This is a genomic window from Paractinoplanes rhizophilus (assembly GCF_042664765.1).
Lineage (GTDB): Bacteria > Actinomycetota > Actinomycetes > Mycobacteriales > Micromonosporaceae > Actinoplanes > Actinoplanes rhizophilus.
Genome location: NZ_JBHTBJ010000003.1, coordinates 161,364 through 185,275, shown reverse-complemented (window position 1 = coordinate 185,275; position 23,912 = coordinate 161,364). Strand labels below are relative to the sequence as shown.

Annotated in this window: 23 protein-coding genes and 1 riboswitch; of the genes, 7 read left to right on the top strand and 16 right to left on the bottom strand. The window is 72.6% G+C overall.

Going from position 1 to position 23,912, the window contains the following annotated elements; translation table 11 throughout:
- Positions 1-16: 16 nt before the first annotated feature.
- On the bottom strand, positions 17-385 hold the full coding sequence (locus ACFQS1_RS06750; RefSeq protein WP_378965243.1) for a holo-ACP synthase: 369 nt from the start codon (positions 383-385) through the stop codon (positions 17-19).
- Positions 386-563: 178 nt separating this feature from the next.
- Here ACFQS1_RS06750 and ACFQS1_RS06745 point away from each other — a divergent pair, with 178 nt between their 5' ends.
- Positions 564-851 (top strand): hypothetical protein, encoded by a 288-nt coding sequence (locus ACFQS1_RS06745; protein WP_378965242.1) that lies wholly within the window; start codon positions 564-566, stop codon positions 849-851.
- 86 nt (positions 852-937) lie between these two features.
- Positions 938-2,587 carry an alpha/beta hydrolase gene (locus tag ACFQS1_RS06740; protein ID WP_378965241.1) on the top strand — a complete coding sequence of 550 codons (1,650 nt, stop codon included), beginning with the start codon at positions 938-940 and terminating at the stop codon, positions 2,585-2,587.
- Between the two features lie 13 nt (positions 2,588-2,600).
- Here the strand turns inward: ACFQS1_RS06740 and glmS are convergent, their stop codons facing one another.
- Positions 2,601-4,484: a glutamine--fructose-6-phosphate transaminase (isomerizing) gene (gene glmS / locus ACFQS1_RS06735; RefSeq protein WP_378965240.1), complete on the bottom strand. Its 1,884-nt coding sequence runs from the start codon at positions 4,482-4,484 to the stop codon at positions 2,601-2,603.
- 184 nt (positions 4,485-4,668) lie between these two features.
- Here glmS and ACFQS1_RS06730 point away from each other — a divergent pair, with 184 nt between their 5' ends.
- Positions 4,669-5,583, top strand: coding sequence for an MmpS family transport accessory protein (locus ACFQS1_RS06730; RefSeq protein ID WP_378965238.1), 915 nt, complete (start codon positions 4,669-4,671; stop codon positions 5,581-5,583).
- 1 nt (position 5,584) lies between these two features.
- Positions 5,585-6,757 carry a pyridoxal phosphate-dependent aminotransferase gene (locus ACFQS1_RS06725; protein ID WP_378965237.1) on the top strand — a complete coding sequence of 391 codons (1,173 nt, stop codon included), beginning with the start codon at positions 5,585-5,587 and terminating at the stop codon, positions 6,755-6,757.
- On the opposite strand, the gene glmM is transcribed toward ACFQS1_RS06725, so the two are convergent.
- The 3 genes from glmM to rplM form a co-directional block, all read right to left on the bottom strand.
- Positions 6,754-8,094, bottom strand: a complete 1,341-nt coding sequence (gene glmM / locus ACFQS1_RS06720) for a phosphoglucosamine mutase (protein ID WP_378965235.1) — start codon at positions 8,092-8,094, stop codon at positions 6,754-6,756. The genes ACFQS1_RS06725 and glmM overlap by 4 nt on opposite strands.
- 83 nt (positions 8,095-8,177) lie before the next feature.
- Positions 8,178-8,675, bottom strand: coding sequence for a 30S ribosomal protein S9 (gene rpsI, locus ACFQS1_RS06715; protein ID WP_378965234.1), 498 nt, complete (start codon positions 8,673-8,675; stop codon positions 8,178-8,180).
- A 20-nt stretch (positions 8,676-8,695) separates the two neighbouring features.
- Positions 8,696-9,139, bottom strand: a complete 444-nt coding sequence (gene rplM / locus ACFQS1_RS06710; RefSeq protein ID WP_133873190.1) for a 50S ribosomal protein L13 — start codon at positions 9,137-9,139, stop codon at positions 8,696-8,698.
- 588 nt (positions 9,140-9,727) lie between these two features.
- On the opposite strand from rplM, the gene ACFQS1_RS06705 reads away from it, so the two are divergent.
- Entirely contained in the window at positions 9,728-10,855 is a 1,128-nt protein-coding gene (locus tag ACFQS1_RS06705; RefSeq protein ID WP_378965233.1) for a uroporphyrinogen-III synthase, read from the top strand.
- A gap of 59 nt (positions 10,856-10,914) precedes the next feature.
- On the opposite strand, the gene ACFQS1_RS06700 is transcribed toward ACFQS1_RS06705, so the two are convergent.
- The 4 genes from ACFQS1_RS06700 to ACFQS1_RS06685 are packed head-to-tail and all read right to left on the bottom strand — an operon-like array spanning position 10,915 to position 15,281.
- On the bottom strand, positions 10,915-11,535 hold the full coding sequence (locus tag ACFQS1_RS06700; protein ID WP_378965232.1) for a GTP-binding protein: 621 nt from the start codon (positions 11,533-11,535) through the stop codon (positions 10,915-10,917).
- A complete protein-coding gene (locus tag ACFQS1_RS06695) occupies positions 11,516-11,878 on the bottom strand; it encodes a DUF742 domain-containing protein (RefSeq protein ID WP_378965231.1) in 363 nt (120 codons plus the stop codon). Before ACFQS1_RS06695 ends, ACFQS1_RS06700 begins: the two co-directional genes overlap by 20 nt.
- Before the next feature lie 32 nt (positions 11,879-11,910).
- Positions 11,911-12,318, bottom strand: coding sequence for a roadblock/LC7 domain-containing protein (locus ACFQS1_RS06690; RefSeq protein WP_378965230.1), 408 nt, complete (start codon positions 12,316-12,318; stop codon positions 11,911-11,913).
- Complete coding sequence (locus tag ACFQS1_RS06685; protein WP_378965229.1) at positions 12,315-15,281, bottom strand: sensor histidine kinase; 2,967 nt, start codon at positions 15,279-15,281, stop codon at positions 12,315-12,317. Before ACFQS1_RS06685 ends, ACFQS1_RS06690 begins: the two co-directional genes overlap by 4 nt.
- Before the next feature lie 434 nt (positions 15,282-15,715).
- Between ACFQS1_RS06685 and ACFQS1_RS06680 the strand changes: the two genes are divergently transcribed.
- Together ACFQS1_RS06680 and ACFQS1_RS06675 are read left to right on the top strand one after the other, a co-directional pair.
- Entirely contained in the window at positions 15,716-16,861 is a 1,146-nt protein-coding gene (locus ACFQS1_RS06680) for an ABC transporter substrate-binding protein (protein WP_378965424.1), read from the top strand.
- Between the two features lie 77 nt (positions 16,862-16,938).
- Positions 16,939-18,210: a hypothetical protein gene (locus tag ACFQS1_RS06675; protein ID WP_378965228.1), complete on the top strand. Its 1,272-nt coding sequence runs from the start codon at positions 16,939-16,941 to the stop codon at positions 18,208-18,210.
- Positions 18,211-18,219: 9 nt separating this feature from the next.
- Here the strand turns inward: ACFQS1_RS06675 and thiC are convergent, their stop codons facing one another.
- From thiC to ACFQS1_RS06640, 7 genes are all read right to left on the bottom strand, one after another.
- Positions 18,220-19,743 carry a phosphomethylpyrimidine synthase ThiC gene (gene thiC, locus ACFQS1_RS06670; protein WP_378965227.1) on the bottom strand — a complete coding sequence of 508 codons (1,524 nt, stop codon included), beginning with the start codon at positions 19,741-19,743 and terminating at the stop codon, positions 18,220-18,222.
- 73 nt (positions 19,744-19,816) lie between these two features.
- Positions 19,817-20,575, bottom strand: coding sequence for a bifunctional hydroxymethylpyrimidine kinase/phosphomethylpyrimidine kinase (gene thiD / locus ACFQS1_RS06665; RefSeq protein WP_378965226.1), 759 nt, complete (start codon positions 20,573-20,575; stop codon positions 19,817-19,819).
- Positions 20,572-21,168: a thiamine phosphate synthase gene (locus tag ACFQS1_RS06660; RefSeq protein WP_378965225.1), complete on the bottom strand. Its 597-nt coding sequence runs from the start codon at positions 21,166-21,168 to the stop codon at positions 20,572-20,574. The genes thiD and ACFQS1_RS06660 overlap by 4 nt, the downstream gene beginning before the upstream one ends.
- The gene (locus ACFQS1_RS06655) at positions 21,162-21,926 is read right to left on the bottom strand and encodes a thiazole synthase (protein WP_378965223.1); all 765 of its coding nucleotides are present in this window, start codon (positions 21,924-21,926) and stop codon (positions 21,162-21,164) included. The genes ACFQS1_RS06660 and ACFQS1_RS06655 overlap by 7 nt, the downstream gene beginning before the upstream one ends.
- Entirely contained in the window at positions 21,923-22,126 is a 204-nt protein-coding gene (gene thiS / locus ACFQS1_RS06650; RefSeq protein ID WP_378965222.1) for a sulfur carrier protein ThiS, read from the bottom strand. Before thiS ends, ACFQS1_RS06655 begins: the two co-directional genes overlap by 4 nt.
- Complete coding sequence (gene thiO / locus ACFQS1_RS06645) at positions 22,126-23,124, bottom strand: glycine oxidase ThiO (protein WP_378965221.1); 999 nt, start codon at positions 23,122-23,124, stop codon at positions 22,126-22,128. The genes thiS and thiO overlap by 1 nt, the downstream gene beginning before the upstream one ends.
- Positions 23,121-23,699, bottom strand: coding sequence for a thiamine phosphate synthase (locus tag ACFQS1_RS06640; RefSeq protein ID WP_378965220.1), 579 nt, complete (start codon positions 23,697-23,699; stop codon positions 23,121-23,123). The genes thiO and ACFQS1_RS06640 overlap by 4 nt, the downstream gene beginning before the upstream one ends.
- Positions 23,693-23,805: riboswitch (TPP riboswitch) on the bottom strand. (Overlaps the previous gene by 7 nt.)
- Positions 23,806-23,912: the final 107 nt, after the last annotated feature.

Below are 23,912 nucleotides of genomic sequence, written 5' to 3'. Positions count from 1 at the left end.
CCGGCCGGGCCGTTGCTCAGGACTCGGCCACGACCATCGCCGAGGCGATGCCGCCGTCGTGCGAGAGCGAGAGGTGCCACCGGGCGATGCCACGCTCCGCCGCGGCCGCGGCGACCGTACCGGACACGGTCAACCAGGGCCGCCCGTCCGGGTCGGCGACCACCTCGCAGTCGTGCCAGAGCAGGCCGGCCGGCGCACCCAGCGCCTTGGCCACCGCCTCCTTCGCCGCGAACCGGGCGGCGAGCGACTCGGCCGAGCGCGGACTGCCGGAGCCGCTCAGCCGCTCACCGTCGGTGAACAGCCGATCCCCCAGCAGCGGGGTGCGTTCGAGGGCGCGGGCGAAGCGGTCCACCAGGACTACATCGATGCCGACAGCCACAATCACGGCCCAACCCTATCGGTCGGCATGGGGTCGCGCTGCGGGCTAACGCACGGCCGCCGACGGCGCAAGGCCTGTGGACAACCCGGGCGTACGCGGGAGCGCGGTTGTCCACAGGCGCCTCCGGAGCCGGTCCCCGGCCCCTAAGGTCGGCGCATCCCGTTGCCCCGCATGGAGGTTGCCGATGAATCCCGATCTCGAGGCCGACACCGAGGAGATGCGTCGCGCCGCCTCCGCCCTGAACGCCACGGCGGCCGAGACAACGGCGGCGGCGGCGTCGGCGCCCTCGGTGCCGCGCATTCCGCGCTGGCAGGCCACCGACGCCGCGATGCTGGCCGCGGAAGCCGCCCGGCAGCAGCTGTGGCACCTGGGCGCCGACACGGCCCAGACGGCCCGCCAGGTGCTGGCCGCCGCCGCGGCCTACGAGGAGGCCGACGCCCGCGCCGCGACCCGCTTGCGGCTGTCCCGATGATGGCGGCTGTCCCGATGATGGCGGCTGTCCCGATGACGGGGGCTGTCCCGATGACGGGGGCTGTCCCGATGACGGGGGCTGTCCCGATGACGGCGACGGACGGGCCCGTCGCGGCCGCCGTCTCGCGGACGATGGTGTGGTCGACCGCCGCCGGCTACGCCCGGTTGCGCGTCGCCGACCCTGGCCGCTGGCGTGCGGTCGCGCACGCCTGGCGGCACTGGGCCGCCCGGGCCGGCCGGTTGGCCGCCCGGCTCGGCGCCGATCTCGTACGTCTCGGCGCGGCCTGGTCCGGCGCGGCGGCCAGTGCGGCCGCGGCCCGGTTGACGGCCGTGTGGCGCGGCCTGGTCCTGTTCCGGGTGCTGTGCTGGCAGGCCGACCAGGCGGCCAGCGAGTTCGCGGCGGCGCTCACCCGGGCCAAGGAGTCGCTGGCCCGGGCCTTGGCGGCTGCCCACCGCCTGGGCCTGACCGTCGACGACGAGGGTGTCGTGCGCGGCAGTCCGGCCGCGCACGGGGTGGCCGACGACCTGCGGGCCGCCGTCGCGATCGCGTCGGTCGCCGACGAGACGGCGGCCGAGCGTCTGGAGCGGATCGAGGCGGCCGTCCGCCGCCTGGCCGGGCCGGCGTGGTTGCCGGGTTCGGCGGCGTCGGCGCGGTCAGCGTTACCCGACTGCACGGCTTCGCCGGCCGAGGTGCGGCTCTGGTGGGCCGGGCTCGACCCGGCCGAGCGGCTGTGGCTCCTGGCGACCGAGCCGTCCCGGCTGGCCCCGCTGGACGGGATACCCGCCGCCGACCGCGATGCGGCCAACCGGCTGCTCCTCGACGAGCGCCGGGAGCAGGTCGAGCAGGCGCTCGCCCAGGCGCACGGCGGGGAGCGGCCGAGGTTGCGGAGCCTCCGGCACGGCCTCGACACACTGGCCGACCGGCTGGCGGACGACGACGGCCCGCGGGCCTACCTGCTGCGGCTCGACCTGAGCGAGGAGGGCCGGGTCGTGGTGGCGCTGGGCGACCCCGACCGGGCCGGCCACGTCGTCACCCACGTGCCGGGGATGACGGCCGAGCTGGCGTCGTTCGGCGGCGAGCTGTCCCGCGCCGAGCGGGTGGCCCTCCGGGCGACGGAGCTGTCCCCGGCGGCATCGACCAGCGCCGTGCTCTGGCTCGACTACGACGCGCCCGACTTCGTCGACGAGGCCGCGAGCGCCCGCCGGGCCGAGGCGGGAGCGCCCGCGCTGCGCCGCTTCCAGGAGGGCTTACGAGCCACGGCCGACGCCACGCCCGGCGCCCCACCCGGCGGCTCGCCGGCCCGGCTGACCGTCGTCGGTCACAGCTACGGTTCGCTGGTCGTCGGCAAGGCGGCCGCCGGGAGCGGCCTGGCCGCCGACAACGTGGTCTTCGTCGGCTCGCCCGGCGTCGGTGTCGACTCGGTCCGCGACCTGGCCACCCCGCCGGGCCGGGTCTGGTCGACCACGTCGAGCAGCGACATCATCCAGTACGCGACGCCCGGACCGGCCGCCCTGGCCCGCGATCTGGCGATCTCGCGCCTGGTGCCGGTCCTCGGCCCGGCGATCGCCTTCGGATCCCCCGAGCGCGACCTGTGGTTCGGCCACAACCCGAGCGACCCGTCCTTCGGCGCCCGCACCTTCGCGAGCGCCCCCGGTGCGGGCCACCTCGGCTACTGGGACCGCGGCAGCCCATCCCTCGACATGCTGGCCGCCATCACGCTCGGCACCGCCCGATGACGCCCGGCGGGGCTTACTCGACGGTGACGGACTTGGCGAGGTTTCGCGGCTGGTCGACGTCCAGGCCCCGGGCGGCGGCGATCTCGCAGGCGAGGATCTGCAGCGGCACCGTGGTCATCAGCGGGGCCAGCAGGGTCGGCGTGTGCGGGACCGCGATCAGGTGGTCGGCGTAGGCCTTGACGGCCTCGTCGCCCTCCTCGGCGATGACGATCGTGCGGGCGCCGCGGGCACGGACCTCCTGGATGTTGGAGACGACCTTGTCGCGCATCACGCCGCGGCCGGCCGGGGAGGGCACCACGCACACCACCGGCGTGTCCTGGTCGATCAGGGCGATCGGGCCGTGCTTGAGCTCGCCCGCCGCGAAGCCCTCGGCGTGCATGTAGGCGAGCTCCTTGAGCTTCAGCGCGCCCTCGAGCGCCACCGGATAGCCCACGTGCCGGCCGATGAACAGCACCGTGGACGCCGTCTTGAGGTCGCGGGCCAGGGCTCGCACGTCCTCCATCTGGCCCAGCAGCTTCGTCAGCGCCTCGGGGGTGCTGCTGAGCTTCTCGACCACGGCCGCGACCTCGTCGGCGTACATGACGCCGCGGATCTGGGCCAGGTGCAGGCCGATCAGGTAGCAGGCCACCAGCTGGGTGACGAACGCCTTGGTGGACGCCACCGCGATCTCGGGGCCGCCGTGGGTGTAGAGCACCGCGTCGGACTCGCGCGGGATCGTCGAGCCGTTGGTGTTGCAGATGGCGAGCACCCGGGCCTTCTGCTCCTTGGCGTGGCGCAGCGCCATCAGCGTGTCCATCGTCTCGCCGGACTGGCTGATCACGATCATCAGGGTCGAGCGGTCCAGGATCGGGTCGCGGTAGCGGAACTCGCTGGCCAGCTCCACCTCGCACGGGATGCGCACCCAGTGCTCGATGGCGTACTTCGCGACCATCCCGGCGTGGTAGGAGGTGCCGCAGGCCACGATGAAGATCTTGTCGACGTCGCGCAGGTCCTGGTCGGTGAGGCGCACCTCGTCGAGGACGATCTCGCCGCGGTCGGAGAGCCGGCCCAGCAGGGTATCCGCGATGGCCTGCGGCTGCTCGGCGATCTCCTTGAGCATGAAGTAGTCGTAGCCGCCCTTCTCGGCGGCCTTCGCGTCCCAGTCGATGTGGAACTCGGTGCCGGTGGCGGGAGCGCCGTCGAAGCCGGTGATCTCGATGCCTTCGGGGGTGATCAGGACGACCTGGTCCTGGCCCAGCTCGACCGCGTCCCGGGTGTGCTCGATGAACGCCGAGACGTCGCTGGCCAGGAAGTTCTCCCCCTGGCCACGGCCGACCACCAGCGGCGAGTTGCGCCGGGCGGCGACCACCGCGCCGGGCACGTCGACGTCGACGGCCAGCAGCGTGAAGGCGCCCTCGAGCCGGCGCACCGTGCGCCGCATCGCCTCGGCCAGCAGCGCCGGGCCGGGGGCGGCGCCGGACGAGCGCAACTCCCGCATCTCGGCCGCGATCAGGTGGGCGGCGCACTCGGTGTCGGTGTCGCTGGCGAACTCGACGCCGGTCGACTCCAGCTCGCCGCGCAGGCGGGCGAAGTTCTCGATGATGCCGTTGTGGATGACCGCGACCCGGCCGTCGGCGGACAGGTGCGGGTGGGCGTTGCGGTCGGTCGGGCCGCCGTGCGTGGCCCACCGGGTGTGGCCGATCGCCGTGCTGCCGGTGGCGATGCTGTCGCCGGCCCGCTGGGTGAGGGCCTTCTCCAGATTGGCGAGCTTGCCGGCCCTCTTCTCGGTCAGGACGGTGTCCCCGTCGACCACGGCGACCCCGGCGGAGTCGTAACCGCGGTATTCGAGCCGGCGAAGGCCGTCGAGAACGATGCTGAGCGCCGGCCGACCGCCGACGTAACCCACGATGCCACACATGCGGGGCAGCGTAGCCGACGATCGCTCATGACGCATGCTCGAGAAGCACACTTTCGAGCATCCGAGTTGCTCGAAAGTGTATCCGGAAGATGACCCAGAGCGAGATGCCCGGCGCCCGCCGATGGCGTTGTTGGCGTACCGTCGGCTTGCGCGCCGCACGATCACGCCGCCCCGGGAGAGACGCTTGACCAACCAGCACGACACCCCACCGCCGGAGGAGCCGACGCCGCCCGGCGGAAGCGCGCCGATCTCCGGGCAGCCCTGGTCGACGCCCTCCGGCGACACGCTCTCCCCCGAGCCCTACCAGCCACCGGCGCCGACCTTCACGCCCGGCTCGGCGCCCATTCCCGAGCCGGACTACCCGCCGACCGCCCAGTTCCCGCCGGTGAGCCACGGCCCGGCCGGCCACAACGCAACAAGCCAGGGCCCGGCCGGCCAGGACCCGATCGGACAGGGCCCGATCGGACAGGGCCCAATCGGACAGGGCCCGGTGAACTACGCCCCACCCGGCTACGCGCCCGACTACGGCGGCTACCCGCCCCCACCGGCATACGCCCCACCGCCGGGCTACGCCGCGCCCGGCTACGCGCCGCCGCCACCCCCGCCGCGCAAGAGCAACGCCCCGCTCGTCGCGGTCATCCTGGCCGTCGCGCTGCTGCTGTGCGGCGGCGTCGTCACCGCCGGCGTGCTGGTCGCCCGCCGCGTCGCCGACAAGGCCAAGGAGGTGGCCGCGCCGTTCGACGTGCCGACCGAGGCGCCGACCTTCCCGGGCCTGCCCACCGAGCTGCCCACCGACGCGACCGGCGGCGGCCGCGAGATCAGCGTGACCTACGAGGTCACCGGCGACGGCCCGGTCTCGATCCTCTACCTCGAGAAGGCCGGCAGCACCCCGGTCCGGCTCAGCGACGTGAAACTGCCCTGGAAGCTCACCACCCGGATGGAGACGCCGGCCCTGCTCTCGGTGGTCGTCCTGCGGGTCGGCGCCAGCGCCGGCACGGTCAGCTGCAAGGCCTCGGTCGACGGCGCCGAGGTCAAGTCCAAGACCTCCGACGACGCGAACTTCGCGACGGTCACCTGCACCCATCTGGCCCTGGATTGAGATGACGAACGATCCCCTGGTCGAGCGCATGCGCGCGTTCGGCACCACGATCTTCACCGAGATGTCGGCGCTGGCTCTGCGCACCGGCTCGATCAACCTGGGTCAGGGTTTTCCGGACACCGACGGCCCGCGGGAGATGCTGGACGCGGTGGCCCGGAGCGGGCCGGCCAACCAGTATCCGCCGCTCTACGGCATACCCGCCCTCCGCACCGCCATCACCGGGCACGAGCGACGATTCTGGGGCCTCGAGCGCGACCCCGAAAGCGAGGTCGTGGTCACGGCGGGCGCCACCGAGGCGGTCGCGGCCGCGATTCTCGGGCTGTGCGAGTACGGCGACGAGGTCGTGTGCTTCGAGCCGTACTACGACTCGTACGCCGCCTCCATCACCCTGGCCGGAGCGGTCCGCCGCCCGGTGACCCTGCGCCCCGGCCCGGACGGCCGCTACCGCTTCGACGAGGGTGAGCTGCGCGCCGCGTTCGGCCCGCGCACTCGCCTGGTGCTGCTCAACTCGCCGCACAACCCGACCGGCAAGGTCTTCACCCGGGCCGAGCTGGCGCTGATCGCCGAGCTCTGCCAGGCGCACGACACCTACGCGGTGACCGACGAGGTCTACGAGCACCTGGTCTTCGCGGACGCCCCGGAACGGCACACCCCGCTCGCCGCCCTCCCCGGGATGCTGGAGCGCACCCTGCGCATCTCCTCGGCGGGCAAGACCTTCTCGTGCACGGGCTGGAAGGTCGGCTGGGCCACCGGCCCCGCCGCCCTGGTGTCCGCCGTGGCGCGGGTCAAGCAGTTCCTGACCTTCGTCAACGCCGGCCCGCTCCAGCCCGCCGTGGCGGTCGCCCTGGACCTGCCCGACGCCTACTTCACCGAGTTCCGCGCCGGCCTGCAGGCCCGCCGCGACCGCCTGGTCACCGGCCTCACCGAGGCCGGCTTCACGGTCCTGCCGTCCGAGGGCACGTACTTCGTCACTACCGACATCACCCCGCTGAGCGACCGCGGCGGCGCCGACTTCTGCCGCGAGCTACCGGCCCGGTGCGGGGTGGTGGCGGTGCCCACCGAGGTCTTCTACGACCACCCGGAGGAGGGCCGCCACCTGATCCGCTTCGCCTTCTGCAAGCGCGAGGAGGTCATCGAGGAGGCGGCCCAGCGCCTGTCGAAGCTGAAACCCTAGAACGCCCGGACCTCGTCGGCGATCCGCGAGGCGATCGCCCGGGCCTGATCCTCGGCGCCGGCTTCCACCATGACGCGTACGAGGGGCTCGGTGCCCGACGGACGCAGCAGCACCCGCCCGGTCTCGCCCAGCTCCGCCTCGGCCGCGGCCACGGCCGCCAGAACGGCCGGGGCGGTGGCGCCGGCCTCCCGGTCCGAAACCCGTACGTTGATCAGCACCTGCGGCAGCTTGTGCACCACCGCGGCCAGGTCGGCCAGCGACTTGCCGGACGCCGCCACCTGGGCCATCAGGTGCAGCCCGGTCAGCACGCCGTCGCCGGTCGTCGCGTACGCCGGCATCACGATGTGCCCGCTCTGCTCGCCGCCGAGCGCCAGCCCGCCCGCGTTGAGCTCCTCCAGCACGTAGCGGTCGCCGACCTTGGCCTCGATCAGCTTGATGCCGGACTGCTTCATGGCGATCCGCAGGCCCAGGTTGCTCATCACGGTCGCGACCAGCGTGTCGTCGGTGAGCGTGCCGGCGTCCCGCATGGCCAGGGCCAGGATCGCCATGATCTGGTCGCCGTCGACGACGTCACCCGACGCGGTGACGGCCAGGCAGCGGTCCGCGTCGCCGTCGTGCGCGATGCCCAGATCGGCGCCCTCGGCGACGACCCGCTCGCGCACCTTCTCCATGTGGGTCGAGCCGCAGTCCTCGTTGATGTTCAGACCGTCCGGCTCGGCGTGGATGGCAATGACCTCGGCGCCCGCCTCCTCGTACGCGGTCGGCCCCACCTCGCTGGCCGCGCCGTTCGCGCAGTCCACCACGACCTTGATGCCGCTGAGCGGGTGCGGCGTCGAGCCGACCAAATGCTTGACGTAGTGCTCGGCGCCGTCCAGCAGGTCGTGGACCCGCCCGATCCGGCCGCCGGTGGGCCGGCCGATCAGCCCGTGCCCGTCCTCGATCGCCCGCTCGATCCGGGCCTCGAGGTCGTCGGGCAGCTTGGTGCCGCCGGCCGCGAACAGCTTGATCCCGTTGTCGGGCATCGGGTTGTGCGAGGCGGAGAGCATCACGCCGAGGTCGGCGTTGGTCTGCGCGACCAGGTAGGCGACGGCCGGCGTCGGCAGCACCCCGACGCGTACGACATTGGCGCCGGCGCTGGTGAGGCCGGCGACCACGGCCGCCTCGAGCATCTCGCCGCTGGCCCGCGGGTCACGCCCGACGATCGCCAGTGGCTGGTGGCTGCTGTCGCTCTCGACCAGGACCCGGGCCGCCGCGACCGCGACGGAGAGGGCCAGTTCCGGGGTCAGGTCGCCGTTGGCGAGCCCGCGCACGCCGTCGGTCCCGAACAGTCGCCCCATGGGCAGCTTCCTTTCAGTGGAAAGCAAAACGGCCGGGTCCGCCCCCAAACCGGAAGGGGCGAACCCGGCCGCCTGTCAAGCGATCAGCGCTTCGAGTACTGCGGAGCCTTACGGGCCTTCTTGAGGCCGTACTTCTTGCTCTCCTTGACCCGGGCGTCACGGGTGAGGAAGCCGGCCTTCTTGAGGGCCGGGCGGTCGTCCGGGTCGCTGGTGATCAGCGCGCGGGCGATGCCGAGGCGCAGGGCGCCGGCCTGGCCGGTGATGCCACCGCCGCGGAGGTTGGCGATCACGTCGAACTGCTCGGCCTTTTCCGCGGTGGTCAGCGGCTCGCGGATGAGCTGCTGGTGCACCTTGCTCGGGAAGTAGCTCTCGAGGTCACGGCCGTTGCAGACGATCTTGCCGGTGCCGGGGATGAGGCGCACCCGGACGATGGCCTCCTTGCGGCGGCCGACGGTCTGGATCGGACGGTCACCGGGACGCGGGGCGCGGACCGGGGCCGGCGCGGGCGTCTCGACCACGACGACCGTCTCAGCGGGCTCCTCGACGGTCTCGACGACCTCGGGCTCGATGATGTCGGACATGCTGCTGCCTTCTCCCGCGCTCACTGCGCGATCTGGGTGATTTCGAACGGCTGGGGCTGCTGAGCGGCGTGCGGGTGCTCGGCACCCGGGTAGACCTTCAGCTTCTTGATGATCTGCCGCGCGAGCTTGTTGTGCGGCAGCATGCCCTTGACGGCCAGCTCGATCGCCTTCTCGGGGCGCTTCGACAGCAGCTCCTCGTAGCCGACCTGCTTGAGACCGCCCGGGTAGCCCGAGTGGCGGTACGCGACCTTGGTCTGCCGCTTGTTGCCGGTGAGAGCCACCTTGCCCGCGTTGATGATCACCACGAAGTCGCCGGTGTCGACGTGCGGCGCGAAGGTCGGCTTGTGCTTGCCACGCAGAAGGTTGGCGGTGTGGGTAGCCAGGCGGCCCAGGACGACGTCAGAAGCGTCGATAATGTGCCACTGACGCTCGATCTCACCCGGCTTCGGGCTGTACGTACGCACAGAATTACCTTGTCTTGTCGTCGGTCTGGGGCTGCGCGCTGGTCGCCCCGAGCACAAGATGTCTCGAGCGCGAACGGCTGTCACACAACAGCAGGCAACAATACCCGGCCGCGCGGCGCGTGGTCAAAACGACGGTCCTGCCGGACCCCCAACAATATGCCGATCCAGCATACTCCGCGCGCACGACGCACCCGACGCCGGGATCCGGCGGGGGATAAGTGTCGGCAAGGCCACAGGCCGGCGGCTCTTAGCAGGCTCGAAACAAACGGGACGCCGTGGTGAAATCCCCCGGCGGCAGGCTTCGGGGATGGCCGATGGTGCACACCCCTCGAGGACGCGGGTCAGGCATAGCCGCCGCGTGCGGGGACGGAGCACTATTGATAGGCCACCGTCAGGGTTGAGGACGGACCTGACGGTGACTGCCGAGCCGGTTCCCCGGCTCGGCGAGGAGGAGTCGCGGTGTGCGCCGGGCGGAGGTACGGCGGAGAACGCAGGCGTGACATGGGAGCGGGTCGACGCTGAGGACGGCGGGCTCCGAGCGTGCCCTTCGGTGGACCGTACGGCCACGCCGCGACTTCTCGAAAACCAATGACCCGCCGGACGGTGATCGGGGCGGGGGCCCTGGCACAGCCTGCGGCATCGCTGTCCGGGTACACGGTGGGGGTCACCGCCGACCGGCGGCGCGACGAGCTGGCGAGCCTGCTCGAGAGCCGGGGCGCCCGCGTGGTCCTGGCGCCCGCGCTGCGCATCGTCCCGATCGCCGACGACGCCGAGCTGCGGGCCGCGACCCGCGCCTGCCTCGACAACCCACCCGACGTCGTGCTGGTCAACACCGGCATCGGCCTGCGCGGCTGGCTGGAGGCCGCCGAGGGCTGGGGCCTGGCCGAGCCGCTGCGGACGTCGCTGGGCCGGGCGTACCTGATCGGCCGGGGCCCGAAGGCGCGGGCCGCGATCCGCTCGGCCGGCCTGCACGACAAGTGGTCCCCCGAAACGGAGAGCTACGAGGAGGTCGTCGACCACCTCAAGGCCCGGGGCGTCCGCGGCCTGACGGTGGTGCTCCAGCTACACGGCGAGAGCCAGCCGGAGTACACCGAGGCGCTGCAGGCGGCCGGGGCCCGGGTGATCGAGGTGCCGGTCTACCGCTGGGGCCCGCCCACCGATCCCGCGCCGCTGCACCGGCTGGTCGACCTGGTCACCGCGCGGCTGGTCGACGCCGTGACATTCACCAGCGCCGCGGCCGTGAACGCGCTGCTGCGCGCGGCCGGGCCGACCACCGACGGCCTGCTGGAGGCGCTGCGCGCCGACGTGATGGTGGCCTGCGTGGGCCCGGTGACCGCCGCGCCGCTGCGCCGGCTGGACGTGCCGATCGTGGCGCCGGCGCGGGCCCGGCTCAGCGCGCTGGTCCGCACCATCGTCGAGGAGCTGCCGAAGCGGGCGGTCACCCTCGAGGTGGCCGGCCACTCGCTGACCCTGCGGGGACACGCCGCGATCGTCGACGGCGACCTGCGCCCGCTCGCCCCGGCCTCGATGGCCGTGCTGCGGGCGCTGTCGGCCGTGCCGGGCCGGGTGCTCTCCCGAGCCGCGCTGCTGCACGCGCTCCCCCGGGGGGCCGACGAGCACGCGGTGGAAATGGCGGTGGCCCGGCTCCGGGCGGGCCTGGGCGCGCCCGGAGTGGTCCAAACGGTGGTCAAACGGGGATACCGGCTCCCGAACTGAGCCGGCTTCCGACATGGGCCGGCTTCCGACATGGGCCGGTTCCCGAATCGAGGGCCGGCTCAGCCGACGACCGCCGGGTATCCGCCGCTCTGCTCGGCCACCAGCGTGGCCATCGCGTGCTCGACGACCTGCACGAGCACACCCTTCACCGAGTCCCGATGGCGGGCGTCGCACAGCACCAGCGGCACGTGCGGCGGGATCGCCAGGGCCTCGCGCACCTCGTCCGGCTCGTAGCGCGGCGCGTTGTCGAAGCAGTTGAGGGCCACGATGTACGGCAGGTGCCGGTTCTCGAAGTAGTCCAGCGGCGCGAAGGCGTCGGCTATCCGGCGGGTGTCGACCAGCACGGCGGCGCCCACGGCGCCCCGGATGAGCTCGTCCCACATGAACCAGAAACGGGTCTGCCCGGGGGTGCCGAAGAGGTAGAGGATCAGGTCGTCGGCCATGGTGATGCGGCCGAAGTCCATCGCTACCGTGGTCGTCTCCTTGCCAGGCACCTTGGACGCGTCGTCGACGCCCTGACCGGCCGAGGTCATCAGCGCCTCGGTGGTCAGGGGCTCGATCTCGGAGACCGATCCGACGAGCGTCGTCTTGCCGACGCCGAAGCCGCCCGCAATGACGATCTTCGCGGAGGTGATCTCCCTGGGTTGCGCCCCCGCCCGCTCAGAGCTTGCGAAGTCCACTCAACACCCTTTCCAGCAGATCCATCCGCTCCGTGAAGCCCTTCTTGGGAGCGGCGCTGTGCAATGACAGCAGTCCGTCGGCGACCATGTCCGCGACCAGGACCCGGCCCACACCCAGCGGGAGCCGGGTCAGGGCCGCGATCTCGGCCAAGGACTGCGGTTTCGCCTCACAGAGCACCGCGATGCGGTACTTGTCGTGCCCGGCGAACCGGGCCTCTTGCACGGCGGCCTGGCTGGCTACCAGGACCGCCTCGATCGGAATGTCACGGCGTGGCTCGGTCCGTCCGCGCGTGACCGCGTACGGGCGTACCAGGTTGCCCCGTGGGTCCTGTGGCTGCCCCATGACGCGATCACCCCCTTCCGGCCGTCCGCCGGCTAATGACTGACGGCCTCACGCGGGGCGGGCGTCAGCGCGGCGCCGACCCGCTCCACGAGCAGGGCCATCTCGTAGCCGACCTGGCCGACGTCGCAGCTGCGCGCCGCGAGCACGGCCATCGACGAACCGTCGCTGACGGACATCAGGAACAGGTATCCGCTGTCCATCTCGATGATCGTCTGCTGGACGGCGCCCGCGCTGAACATGCGGGACGCGCCCTCGGTCAGGCTCACCACGCCGGAGGCGATGGCGGCCAGCTGATCGGCGCGATCCGTCGGGAGGTCGCGTGAGGACGCCAACAGCAGGCCGTCCGCGGACACGGCCACGACGTGGGCGATGCCGGCGACGCTGTTGGCGAAGTTGTTGAGCAGCCAGCCCATGTCGTGCATGGTGGGGGGCCTGGTCACTGGTCCTTCTCCTTAGCCTGGAGGGTGGCGGCTTCGGCAGTGCCGTCCGTACGCCCTCGTTGCACACCACGGTGGTACGCGGACAGGAGTCCACGGACCTCGTCCGGGCTGCGACGGTTCTGGTTGCGCGGTCCGGCCTGTACGCCGCCGGGCACGAGCTGTGCCTGCGGTACACGCTTGGGCAGGCCGGACCGGGTGGTGCCGGCGTCGACGGGCTCCGCCGCCGCCATCGCCCGCTTCCAGCCTTCGTCGGCAGCCGTCTTCCACCGGTCCTCCGCCGACTGGCGCGGTCGCGGAACCGATGATCCATTGTGTCCGGTCGCGTCGGCGACCGGTGCGGCCGGCGCCGGCGAGGCGGGCGCCGGAGCCGGCACTGCCGGAGCCGGCGCTGCCGCAGCGGGTGCGGCCTGGGGCGGTGCGGCCTTGGATCGGGCAGCCTGGGGCGGTGCGGCCTTGGGTGGTGCGGCCGGGGGCGGCGACGCGGGCGAAGCCGGCTGTGCGGACCCCGAGTTGGGCGGCGGTGCGTATCCGGCGGTCGGCATCCCCCACTCCTCGGTGGCCGCCGTGTCATGGTTGCGGAACCAGCTCTGCTGCATCTGCACGAAGATCGGAGCATCGTTCCGCTCCTCGGCCGGCGCGGGCGCCGGCGTGGCCGGCACCGGCGGCATCGCGGCCAGGGCAGCCCCCCAGCTGCCCGAGTCCGGCTGGGCCGGGGCCGGGGTCGGCGCCATCGGCTTCGGGGTGAAGCCGTTCATCGTGGTCGGCGCGGTCTCCGCGGTCACCGGCCTGGTCACCCGGGTGGGCAGCGGCGGCCGGTTCGGGGTCGGCGCGGCCGGCGCCGCCGGCGAGGCCGGGCGCTGCGACGGGAACATCGGCAACGAGGGATGACCCGGTTGGTCGGACCAGGATTCCGAGGCGGGCGAGATGGCCGGAAGGGTCGCCGTGGCCGCCCGGGAGGACCAGCCGCCGGTCGGCGCCGGGAGCTCCGGCGTCTGCCCGCCGCTGGGCAGCGCCCCGCCGCCGCGGTGCGGGAGCACCACGATGCTGCTCGGCAGGATCACCTGGGCGACCGTGCCGCCCTCGATGTTGGCGCGCAGCTCGACCCGGATGCCGTACCGGTTGGCGAGCCGGCTGACCACGGCCAGACCCATCAGCCGGAACGCGGCCACATCCACGTCGGCCGTCTCGGCGAGCCGGCGGTTGAGCTGGTCCATCTGCTCCTCGGACATGCCGAGGCCCCGGTCCTCCACCTGGATCACCACGTAGTCGCGGATGCGCCGGGCGTCGGCGACCACGGTGGTGGTGGGCGGGGAGAAGCGGGTGGCGTTGTCGAGGAGCTCGGCGACCAGGCGGACGACGTCGTTGACCGCCAGCGCCGCGATCGCGATGTCGGTGTCGACGGTGCCGAACTCGATCCGGTTGTACAGCTCGACCTCGGACTGGCTGGCCCGCAGCGCGTCGACCAGCAGCGCGTCCTCGCGGCGCGGCGCGCTGGAGTCGGCGCCCGCCAGGACGAGGAGGTTCTCGTCGTTGCGGCGCATCCGGGTGGCGAGGTGGTCGAGCTCGAAGAGCCGGGCGAGACGCTTCGGGTCCTCCTCGGTGCGCTCGATGCTGTCCAGCTCGCCGATCATGCGGTCGACCAGGGACTGCGAGCGGCGGGCGAGGTTGAGGAACATCGCCGAGACGGTGGTGCGCAGCGCCGCCTGCTCGGCCGCGATGCGGACCGCCTCGCGGTGAACCACGTTGAACGCCTGGGCGACCTGGCCGATCTCGTCGCGGTTGGTGAGCCGGATCGGGTCGCGGATCTGTCCGATGATCTCGTCGGCGCCGCTCTCGCCGAGCGTCCGGGCGTCGCGCAGCCGGGCCACGGCGTCGGGCAGGTCGCGGTTGGCCACCGCGAGCGCGCCCTCACGCAGCCGGCGCAGCGACAGGTTGAGCGAGCGGGCGAGGATCACCGCGAGCGCGATCGCGACGATCAGCACGAGCAGGACCAGCGCGGCCTCGAGCGCCGCCTGGCGTACGACCGAGTCGCTCTCGTCCGCGGCCAGCTTGATGTTGCGGCTCTCCAGCTCCCGCTCGGCCCAGCGCATCAGGTCGACGACGGCGCCGTAGGCGTTCGTCACCTCGGCGGCCGGCACCGGCACGCCGCGGCCGAGCTGGATCGAGACCTGGTCGGCGAGGTTGACGGCGTCCCCGGTGACCACGTCGTCCACCAGGGACTGCTGCTCCGGCGAGGCGAACGCGGCGAAGGTCAGCAGACCCTCCTGCTGGCTGGTCTGCGCCGCGATGAAGGAGGCCCGCTGCTCGTTGCTGAGGTCGTTGGAGACCAGCGCCGAGTAGGCGATCGAGTCGAGCTCGGCCGCGCCGGCCTTCGCCTTGGCGAACGCGCTGGTGGCCCGCAGGCTGTCGCCGACCTCGTCGTCACCGGCGTACTGGCTCACCGCGTCGCCGTAGCCGAGCAGGTCGGTCAGGACGACCCCGTATCGGGACATCGCCTCGGCCACGCCGAGACCGTCCTTCTTGGCCACCTGGCTGCGGGTGGAGTTGAGCGCGTTCAGGTTGTCGTCGATCTGCACGAGCTGGCTCTGCACGGCCGGTGGCGGGTCGTCCAGCGCCTGCCGGTGGTCCCGGTAGGACTGGATCTCGGCGTCGGTCTTCTTGACCGTGGCGTCGTAGGTGGCGACCGGCGCGCCCGGCGTCGCCAGGTACACCGCGGCCTGCATCCGCTCGTCGTGCAGGAGCTGGGTCAGGGTGGAGACGTCGGTGCCGAGCTGGGTGAGCTTCTCGACCTGGCCGGCCTCGGTGGCACGCTGACTCACGTCGACCAGACGGGCGGTCGCGAGCACGATCACCGCGGCGAGCGGAACGAACAGGATGAGGGCCAGTTTGGCCCGGATCCGTGCGTCCCTCAGCCGGGGGAAGACACCACGGCGCGTCACCTGGGTCGAAGATCCGGTGCTCACGACTTCTCCTCCGTGGTCATTCCCCGTATCTCTTCGCCCGCCAGAGGCTGCGGCTCGGCGATTTCATCAGAGACAGTTGCGGTTTGGGAAGTCGGAGTCTGCCCGGAAACAAACTTGTTGTCCGATGAGTAACAGCCCTTTCGGTTCCACAATCGACACCGAACGTGTGTTGACGTGCACGAATGTCCGGCCGACCACCGATTGTGATTTTCCGGTTACGGAGCACCGTCAAGATTCCAACCAATATGTGGGACGACTGTCCCGCGCCCGCAATCGGCACCGGCTTGACCTGCCGCCTTCACGTTGGCAAGGTTTGGCGCGATCAGACGGACATGTTGTCCGAGCAGGCGCGCCCGCGGCCGGTCACCGTTGCCGCCGGTGTTCCGCGTTTCGCCCCTCGAGGAGGCACCGCAGTGAGGCTCCCCCGCCTCGCCATGGCATCCGTCGTGGCCTCGACGCTTCTCGTCGCCGGACTGACCGGCTGCACATCGGACGACGGCGACTCGGGCGGTGACGGCGACACCATCGTGATCGGCGCCGACCTGAACAACTCGTCCAGCGTGGACCTCGCCTACGGCCGCGCCCTCCAGTTGCGGATCGACCAGGTCAACGCGTCCGGCCGGCTGGGCAAGCGAAAGCTGGAGCTGCGCACCCAGGACAACCGCTCCGATCCGAAGGCGTCGCTGAGCAACCTCACCAACTTCGCCGACGACCCGCAGGTGGCCGCCGTCGTGACCGGCGCGTGCGAGGAGTGCCTGCTCGACAACGTCAAGACGATCAACGACCGGAAGCTGCCGACCATCTCGCTGGCCGCCGCCGACGAGATCGCCCAGCCGGTCGGCGAGCGGCCGTACATCTTCAAGATCGGTCCCAACTCGGCCGACAGCGCCGCCACCATGGTGAGCGAGCTCAAGCGGCTCAACGTGCCGAGCGTCGCGGTGCTCTACGCCGACGACCACTACGGCCGGGGCGCCGACAAGGCGCTGAACGCCGAGCTCGCCAAGGCCGGCATCGACGAGGCCGCCGCCCGCTCGGTGAAGCCGGCCGCCACCGACATCACCCAGGCCGTCGGCACGCTGACCGACACCGAGCCCGGCGCGCTGGTCGTGCTGGCCTCGCCCGACCAGGCCGCGCTCGCCGCCTCCGGCGCCCGGAGCGCCGGCTACAAGGGCCGCATCTACTTCGACGCCGCCGCCGCGAGCGACATGTTCATCCCGCTCTCGGCGGCCGCCGCCACCAACAGCACCACGATGGTGTTCACCCAGATCCTGGCGATCGACGACGTGATCGCCACGACGCCGGCCAAGGCCTCGCGCAAGCAGTGGTTCCGCGACTACGTCTCGCGCTACGGCAGCTACTCGGGCGTCGCCTCGTTCGCGGCCGACGCGGCCGACCTGATCGCCGCCGCCGTCACCCGGGTGGGCGCCGACCGCGAACAGGTCCGGCAGATCATCCAGACCTCTCAGGTGGACGGCATCTCCGGTCCGATCCGCCTCACCCCGGCCAACCATTCGGGCCTGATGCCGCAGGCGCTGACCCTGCTGGTGGCCCGGGCGGGACGCTGGCGACTGGCGTCGTAAGAACACGAAGAGTGATCCGCCAAAAGCTTTCTCCAGAAAGTGGCGTCGCGGGGCACGGATTCCGTAACGTGCCCCGCATGGCATTCCGGACCTCGGCCAAACTGTTGGGGGTCGCGCTCGGCGTTGCCGCGCTGGCCGGCGCAAGCCAGCTCGGCCTGGCGTACGGCCTCGGCATAGTGGGGCTCACCCGCACGCTCGATATCACCATGCGTGACCACTGGACAGCCCAACTCGCCTGGGTCGCCTGGTTTGCCATGACCGCGGCCGTGGCCGGCGGCATGGCCGCCCGGCACCGCCTGCCGAATGGGTCCGGCGCGGGCACCCGGCTGGTCTCGGCGGTGGCCGCGGCCATCGGCGCCGGGGTGGTCGTGCCGCTGACCATGCAGCCGGCCCGCAGCATCCACGTGGCCGGGGTCCAGCCGGTTCTGGTGATCGGCATCTGCGCCGCGCTGGGCGCGGCGGCCGGCATCTTCGCCGCCTACGCGGCCCTGAGCCGCCCGGTCGCCCGCTGGAGCTTCGCGACCGTCGGCATCGCGGTGTGGGTGGTCGCGGTGGTCTCGGTGGCGCCGTCCATGGCGCCGGGCAAGACCCTTCCTTCGGTACGCCTCGGCGTGCTCGACCCCGAGTTCCTCCCCACCGACGTCACCAAGCGGACGGCGCTGTTCACCATGCCCGTGCTGGCCCTGGTCAGCGGCATCGCGCTGGGCTGGGTGGCACGCCGCCGCGGCCGGTCCACGCTGGCCATCGCGCTCGCCGGGCTGGCCGGCCCGGCCCTGCTCACGCTGGCCTACCTCATCGCCGGTCCGGGATCGGCCGACGACCAATACCAGACCGTCCCGTACTGGGCGGCGATGACCGCGGCCGGCGCCGGCGTGCTCGGCTCGGTCCTGGCGGCCGTCCTCCGCCGCGCCCCCGCGACGGACGGCGCGGGACCCGGCCCGGCGACCCCGCACCGCCCGCCGCTGCCCCAGCGCGACGCCCAGCCCGAGTCGGCCATCGTCCAGGCCGCCGCCGCGGCCGCCCAGCGCCCCGAGGAGCAGCTGCGCCCGTCCGACACCGGGGTCTTCTCGACGCAGGACATGCCGCCGTTCGACGGCTTCAAGCCGGCCCGGTCCGCGCCCACCCCGGTGCCGCAGCAGCCGGCCCGGTCCGCACCCACCCCAGTGCCGCAGCAGCCGGCCCGGTCGGCACCCACGCCGGTGCCGCCGCAGCCGGTCAAGTCCGCACCCACGCCGGTGCCGCCGCAGCCGGCCAAGGGCCGGGCCCGCCGCGGCCGGCCGCAGCCCGAGCCGCAGCAAAAGCCCTCCGACAACGTCGCCGAGTGGGTCAGCGGGCTCGGCAACGGATAGCCGGACGCACTACGAGCTCGAAAGCGGCACGTAGACCTTCGAGCCGGTGGCGCGGAACTCGTCGGACTTGTCGCGCATGCCACGCTCCCGGATCTCGTGCGAGATCTTCATCGAGCAGAACTTCGGCCCGCACATCGAGCAGAAATGCGCGGTCTTCGCGGGCGCCGCCGGCAACGTCTCGTCGTGGTAGGCGCGCGCCGTCGCCGGGTCGAGAGCCAGCTCGAACTGGTCCTCCCAGCGGAACTCGAAGCGGGCCTTCGACAGCGCGTCGTCCCACGCCTGCGCGGCCGCGTGCCCCTTGGCCAGGTCGGCCGCGTGCGCCGCGATCTTGTAGGCGATCATCCCGGCCTTCACGTCGTCCCGATCGGGCAGCCCGAGGTGCTCCTTCGGCGTCACGTAGCAGAGCATCGCGGTGCCGAACATCCCGATCATCGCGGCCCCGATCGCCGAGGTGATGTGGTCGTACGCCGGCGCGATGTCGGTGGTCAGCGGCCCGAGCGTGTAGAACGGCGCCCCGCCGCACAGCTCGACCTGCAGATCCACGTTCTCCTTGATCTTGTGCATCGGCACGTGTCCCGGCCCCTCGACCATCACCTGCACGTCGTGCTCCCAGGCGCGGTGGGTCAGCTCGCCCAGCGTCCGCAGCTCGGCGAACTGCGCCTCGTCGTTCGCGTCGGCGATCGACCCCGGCCGCAGCCCGTCCCCGAGCGAGAACGTGATGTCGTATTTCGCAAATATTCGGCACAGCTCATCGAAATTCGTATAGAGGAAATTTTCCTGATGGTGCGCCAGGCACCAGGCCGCCATGATCGATCCGCCGCGCGACACGATCCCCGTGACCCGGGCGGCGGTCAGCGGCACGTACGGCAACAGCACCCCGGCATGGATCGTCATGTAGTCGACGCCCTGTGCCGCCTGCTCGAGCACGGTCTCCCGGAACACCTCCCACGACAGCCGCGACGGATCGCCCTTGACCTTCTCCAGGGCCTGGTACAGCGGCACGGTCCCGATCGGCACCGGCGAGTTCCGGATGATCGCCTCGCGGGTCTCGTGGATCCGCGGCCCGGTCGACAGGTCCATGACCGTGTCCGCGCCCCACCGCGTCGCCCAGGTCATCTTCTCGACCTCCTCGTCGACCGACGAGGTCACCGCCGACGTGCCGATGTTCGCGTTGACCTTCACGAGGAACCGCGAGCCGATCACCATCGGCTCCGACTCCGGGTGATGGTGGTTGGCCGGCAGCACCGCCCGCCCGGCGGCGATCTCGTCGCGCACCACCGCGGGCTCGACCCCCTCCCGAATCGCCGCGAACTCCATCTCCGCCGTGATCACCCCGGCGCGCGCCGCCGCCAGCTGCGTCCCGTGCGTCCCGCGCCAGGGCGCCCGCAGCGGCGGCAGCCCCACCGACGGATCGCTGCCCGGCCCCGACGTGTCGTACAGCCGCACCGGCTCGTTCCCGTCGCTCAGCGGCACCTCGCTGAACGGCACCCGCAGGTCCGGACGGGAACCCTCGACGTAGACCTTCCGCCTCATCTTTCCTCCACAATAGGTACATAACGGGCGACTGATGGCCGCACGCATCCCCGGCGCCGGGCCTCACGAAAGATCAGGCGAAGTGGTCCAGCGGTCCGGGCCCGGCGCCCAGCCGCCATTTCCGGCCACCCCGCAGCGCGGCCGTCACGTATTTCTTGGCCGCGCGCACCGCCGACGGCACCGAGTCGCCGAACGCCAGCCGCACCGCGAGCGCCGACGAGAAGGTGCATCCCGAACCGTGGTTGTTGATCGTGTCGATCGGCTCGCCCGGCAGCACGGTGATCTCGCCGTCGTGCCACAGCACGTCGGTGGCCTGCTCGCTGCCGGTCACCACCACCGCGCGCGGCCCGCCGGCGGCGAGCCGGCGAGCCGCCGAAATCATTTCCCCGGCCGTCGTGACCGAGCTTTGCGTGAGGGCGCCGGCTTCCTGCCGATTGGGCGTCAAGATACTTTCGTACGCGACGAGGGGCTCGACAACCGCAGCGGCCGAGAGCCGTGCTCCCGAGGTGGCGACGAGAACCGGATCCACCACCAGGTTGGGCAATTGCGCCCCGCGGGCCCGGAGGAGCTCGGCCACCGCCCGGTCGCCGATCATCCCGACCTTCACGGCCGCCACCTCGAAATCGGACAGCACCGCGTCCAGTTGCGCCGCCACCACCTCGATCGGCACCGGATGAATGGCGGTGACCCCCCGCGTGTTCTGCGCGGTGATCGCCGTGACGACCGACGTCCCGAACGCACCCAGCGCCGCGAACGTCTTGAGATCGGCCTGGATCCCCGCTCCCCCGCCGGAATCCGAGCCGGCGATCGTCAGCACCACCGGCGGCGTCATCGCGTCCGCACCGATGCCGCCGCGCGGGCCTTGCCGAACGCCATGGCCAGCTCGCGCGACGCCCGCTCCGGATCGTCGGCGCGCATCACCGCGCCCATCACCGCGATGCCCCGGGCCCCGGCCGCGGCGCACTCCGCGGCCCGCGCCGGCGTGTCGATCCCGCCCAGCGCCAGCCACGGCACGCCGCCCGCGATCCCGGCCGCCCGGGCCGGGGGCAGCGCCGGCCCGTAACCCGGCTTCGACCGCGTCGGATAAACCGGCGACAGTGTCACGTAGTTCTCGATGGACAGTCGTGGGGTGTCGTGGCACGAGCGGCCGACCAGCGCGACCACGGCCGCCGGGAGCGGGTCGGCCGCCGCGAGATGCACGGCGTCCGCGCCCAGCGGGTCGGGCCCCGCGACGATGAGCCGCCCCGGCGGGAGCAGGTCGCGGAGGGCGACGGCGAGCGCCCTTCGCTCGGCGTACGGCAAATCGCGCTCCCGGAGAACGACCCACGCGACGCCGCCGCGGACCGCCCGCGCGACCACCGTCAGGAGCGAGCCGGAGGCGAGCCGTCGATCGGTCAGCAGGACCAGACCGCTCGGCGTCACCACCGCGCGAGCCCCTCGTCCGAAGTGGACGCCACCGCGTGGAAGCGCCGGGGGATCCGGCCCGACGCGTACGCGAGCCGGCCCGCCATCACCGCGTGCCGCATCGCCGCCGCCATCCCCGCCGGATCGTCGGCCCGGGTGATCGCGCTCGCGATGAGCACCGCGTCGCAGCCCAGCTCCATCGCCAGCGCCGCATCCGACGCCGTGCCGATGCCCGCGTCCAGCACCACCGGAACGTCCACCGACTGCCGGATCAGCCGGATGTGGTGCGGATTGGAGATGCCCAGGCCCGAGCCGATCGGCGACCCGGCCGGCATCACCGCCGCGCAGCCCACGTCGGCCAGCCGGCGCGCCAGGATCGGGTCGTCGCTCGTGTACGGCAGCACCGTGAAACCGTCGGCCACCAGCCGCTCGGCCGCCGCCAGCAGCTCCACCCCGTCGGGCAGCAGCGTCCGCTCGTCGCCGATCACCTCGAGCTTGATCAGGTCGGTCTCGAAGGCGTCCCGGGCCAGGTGGGCCGTCTTGATCGCGTCGCCGGCCGTGTAGCAGCCGGCCGTGTTCGGCAGCACCCGCACGCCGAGCCGGTCGAGCATCGGCAGCAGGCCCGGCCCGGCCCCGGTCGAAGAAGGCGCTGTGACCCGGCGCAGCGCGACGGTGACCAGCTCGGTTCCCGACGCCCGGATCGCCTCGTCGAGCGCGGCGAGGCTGGTGGCGCCGCCGGTGCCGAGGATGAGCCGGGACTCCCCGAACAGCATCGTCATCCCCCCTGCGCCGCGGTGAGCACCTCGACCGCGTCCCCGTCGGCGAGCCGGCTCGTCGCCCAGGTCGACCGCGGCACCACCGTGCCGTTGACCGCCACCGCGACCCCGCGCCGCGCCTCGGTGAGCCGCTCGACCAGGGCCGCGACCGACAGGCCGTCCCCGGTCTCGACGAGCTCCCGCCCGTTGACCGTCAACCGCATCAGAACCTCCCCGGCGCGAAGTGCTCGAGCAATGGGTCTTCCTCGCCGGCCACCAGCCCGGCGATGAGGTCGGCCGTGATCGGCGCCAGCAGCACCCCGTTGCGGTGATGCCCGGCCGCCACGATCTCGTTGTCCCGCAGCCGCCCCAGCAGCGGCGCGTTGTCCGGCGTGCCCGGCCGGTGGCCCACGGTGGTCTCCACCAGCTCCGCCTCGGCCAGCCCCGGGACCAGGTCGATCGCCGCGTGCAGCAGGTCGTGCACCCCACCCGCGGTGATCGCCCGGTCGGTCCGCTCCTCCTGGGTGGCGCCGACCACGATCTCGCCGTCGGACCGCGGCACCAGATAGACGTGCCGGCCGTCCACGGTCGCGTCGAGCACGTGCCGCAGCAGCCCCGGCTCGCCGCGCAGCCGCAGCACCTGCCCCTTCACCGGCCGCACCGGCAGCCCGGTCAGCGCCGCCGTTCCGCAGCCGGCCGCGACCACCACGGTGTCGGCGTCCACGTCGGACAGTCTTTCGACGCGCCGCGCGACGATCCGGCCGTCCAGCCGGTCGCGCAGCGCCGCCACCACCTTGCGCGGGTCGACCTGCCGCTCGGTCGGCGCGTAGACCCCGGCCCGCACCCGCGGCGACAGGGCCGGCTCGCGCTCGCGCAGCTCCGACGGGCGCAGCAGCGCCAGCTTCTGCCGAGTCCAGACCCGCGCCGCGTCGGCCAGGTCGTCGGCGGTCATCGCCAGCCCGAGCGTCCCCGCGTCGTCGTAGCCCACGTCCACGCCGAGCGCCGCGGCGAAGGCCGGCCACCGTTCGCCGGACTCCGCCAGCAGCCGGGTCAGCCACGGCTGCTCGAACGCGGACTCCCCGCCCGGCGCCAGCATGCCGGCCGCGACGTGCCAGGCGCCGCGCTCGCCGCTGTCCAGCACCGTGACCTCGAAGCCGCGCTCCCGCAGTCGCCACGCGATCGACAGCCCGATGATGCCCGCCCCGACGACCGCGACGGTCATCGCGCGAGCACCTTCAGCAGCTCGATGGTGGCCCCGGCCGGATCCCGGGCGATCGCCGAGATCGCCGCCACCCCATGACCTGGCAGCTGGGCCGCGTTCGCGGCGGTGATCCCCCCGATCGCGATCACCGGCGTGCCCGGCACCGCGTCGACCACCGCCCCGATCCCGGCCGCCCCGAGCGGCGGCGGCAGACCGTCCTTACTGGACGTGGCGAACGCCGGCCCCACCCCGAGATAGCCGGCCCCGTCGGCCACCGCCGCCCGCGCCGCTGCCGGATCCCGGCACGTGGCGCCCACGAGTGCCGACGGACCCAGGACCCGCCGCACCGCTGCGACCGGCAGATCGTCGGCCCCGACGTGCACCCCATCGGCTCCGGCGGCGAGCGCGACCCCGACCCGGTCGTCGACGAGACACAGCGCACCGGCCGCCCGGCACACCTCCAGCGCGGCGACGGTCAGCTCGTACGCGAGCCGGTCAGACTTCTTGACTCGGATCTGAATCGCAACGGGTCCGTGCCCGACGGCTCCGCGCACCACGTCCAGCGAGTCGGTGACGATGTGCAAACGAGGAAACAACGAACGCTCCTCCCTGCGCCGGCATGATCCGGATCAGGTTCGACGGTCGGGGGCCGCATCAGCCCCCCTCTCAGCCCGGTGCATCCGGACTCCCGTGGGGTTGTCTTTCTCCCCGGACGCTAACCGTCCCACGACCAAAAATCCAGCGATCGCCGCCGGTGAGATGGCACTCGGTTTTCGACGCCGCGGGGTTTGCGGCGACGAAAATCGCGT

What these genes read in the sequence shown, in the direction of transcription:
- ACFQS1_RS06745 (WP_378965242.1), top strand. Translation starts at nt 564, where the DNA reads ATGAATCCCGATCTCGAGGCCGACACCGAGGAGATGCGTCGCGCCGCC.
- ACFQS1_RS06740 (WP_378965241.1), top strand. Translation starts at nt 938, where the DNA reads ATGACGGCGACGGACGGGCCCGTCGCGGCCGCCGTCTCGCGGACGATG.
- glmS (WP_378965240.1), bottom strand. Translation starts at nt 4,484, where the DNA reads ATGTGTGGCATCGTGGGTTACGTCGGCGGTCGGCCGGCGCTCAGCATC.
- ACFQS1_RS06725 (WP_378965237.1), top strand. Translation starts at nt 5,585, where the DNA reads ATGACGAACGATCCCCTGGTCGAGCGCATGCGCGCGTTCGGCACCACG.
- glmM (WP_378965235.1), bottom strand. Translation starts at nt 8,094, where the DNA reads ATGGGGCGACTGTTCGGGACCGACGGCGTGCGCGGGCTCGCCAACGGC.
- rpsI (WP_378965234.1), bottom strand. Translation starts at nt 8,675, where the DNA reads ATGTCCGACATCATCGAGCCCGAGGTCGTCGAGACCGTCGAGGAGCCC.
- ACFQS1_RS06705 (WP_378965233.1), top strand. Translation starts at nt 9,728, where the DNA reads ATGACCCGCCGGACGGTGATCGGGGCGGGGGCCCTGGCACAGCCTGCG.
- ACFQS1_RS06695 (WP_378965231.1), bottom strand. Translation starts at nt 11,878, where the DNA reads ATGGGGCAGCCACAGGACCCACGGGGCAACCTGGTACGCCCGTACGCG.
- ACFQS1_RS06680 (WP_378965424.1), top strand. Translation starts at nt 15,716, where the DNA reads ATGGCATCCGTCGTGGCCTCGACGCTTCTCGTCGCCGGACTGACCGGC.
- ACFQS1_RS06675 (WP_378965228.1), top strand. Translation starts at nt 16,939, where the DNA reads ATGGCATTCCGGACCTCGGCCAAACTGTTGGGGGTCGCGCTCGGCGTT.
- thiC (WP_378965227.1), bottom strand. Translation starts at nt 19,743, where the DNA reads ATGAGGCGGAAGGTCTACGTCGAGGGTTCCCGTCCGGACCTGCGGGTG.
- thiD (WP_378965226.1), bottom strand. Translation starts at nt 20,575, where the DNA reads ATGACGCCGCCGGTGGTGCTGACGATCGCCGGCTCGGATTCCGGCGGG.
- ACFQS1_RS06655 (WP_378965223.1), bottom strand. Translation starts at nt 21,926, where the DNA reads ATGACGATGCTGTTCGGGGAGTCCCGGCTCATCCTCGGCACCGGCGGC.
- thiS (WP_378965222.1), bottom strand. Translation starts at nt 22,126, where the DNA reads ATGCGGTTGACGGTCAACGGGCGGGAGCTCGTCGAGACCGGGGACGGC.
- thiO (WP_378965221.1), bottom strand. Translation starts at nt 23,124, where the DNA reads ATGACCGTCGCGGTCGTCGGGGCGGGCATCATCGGGCTGTCGATCGCG.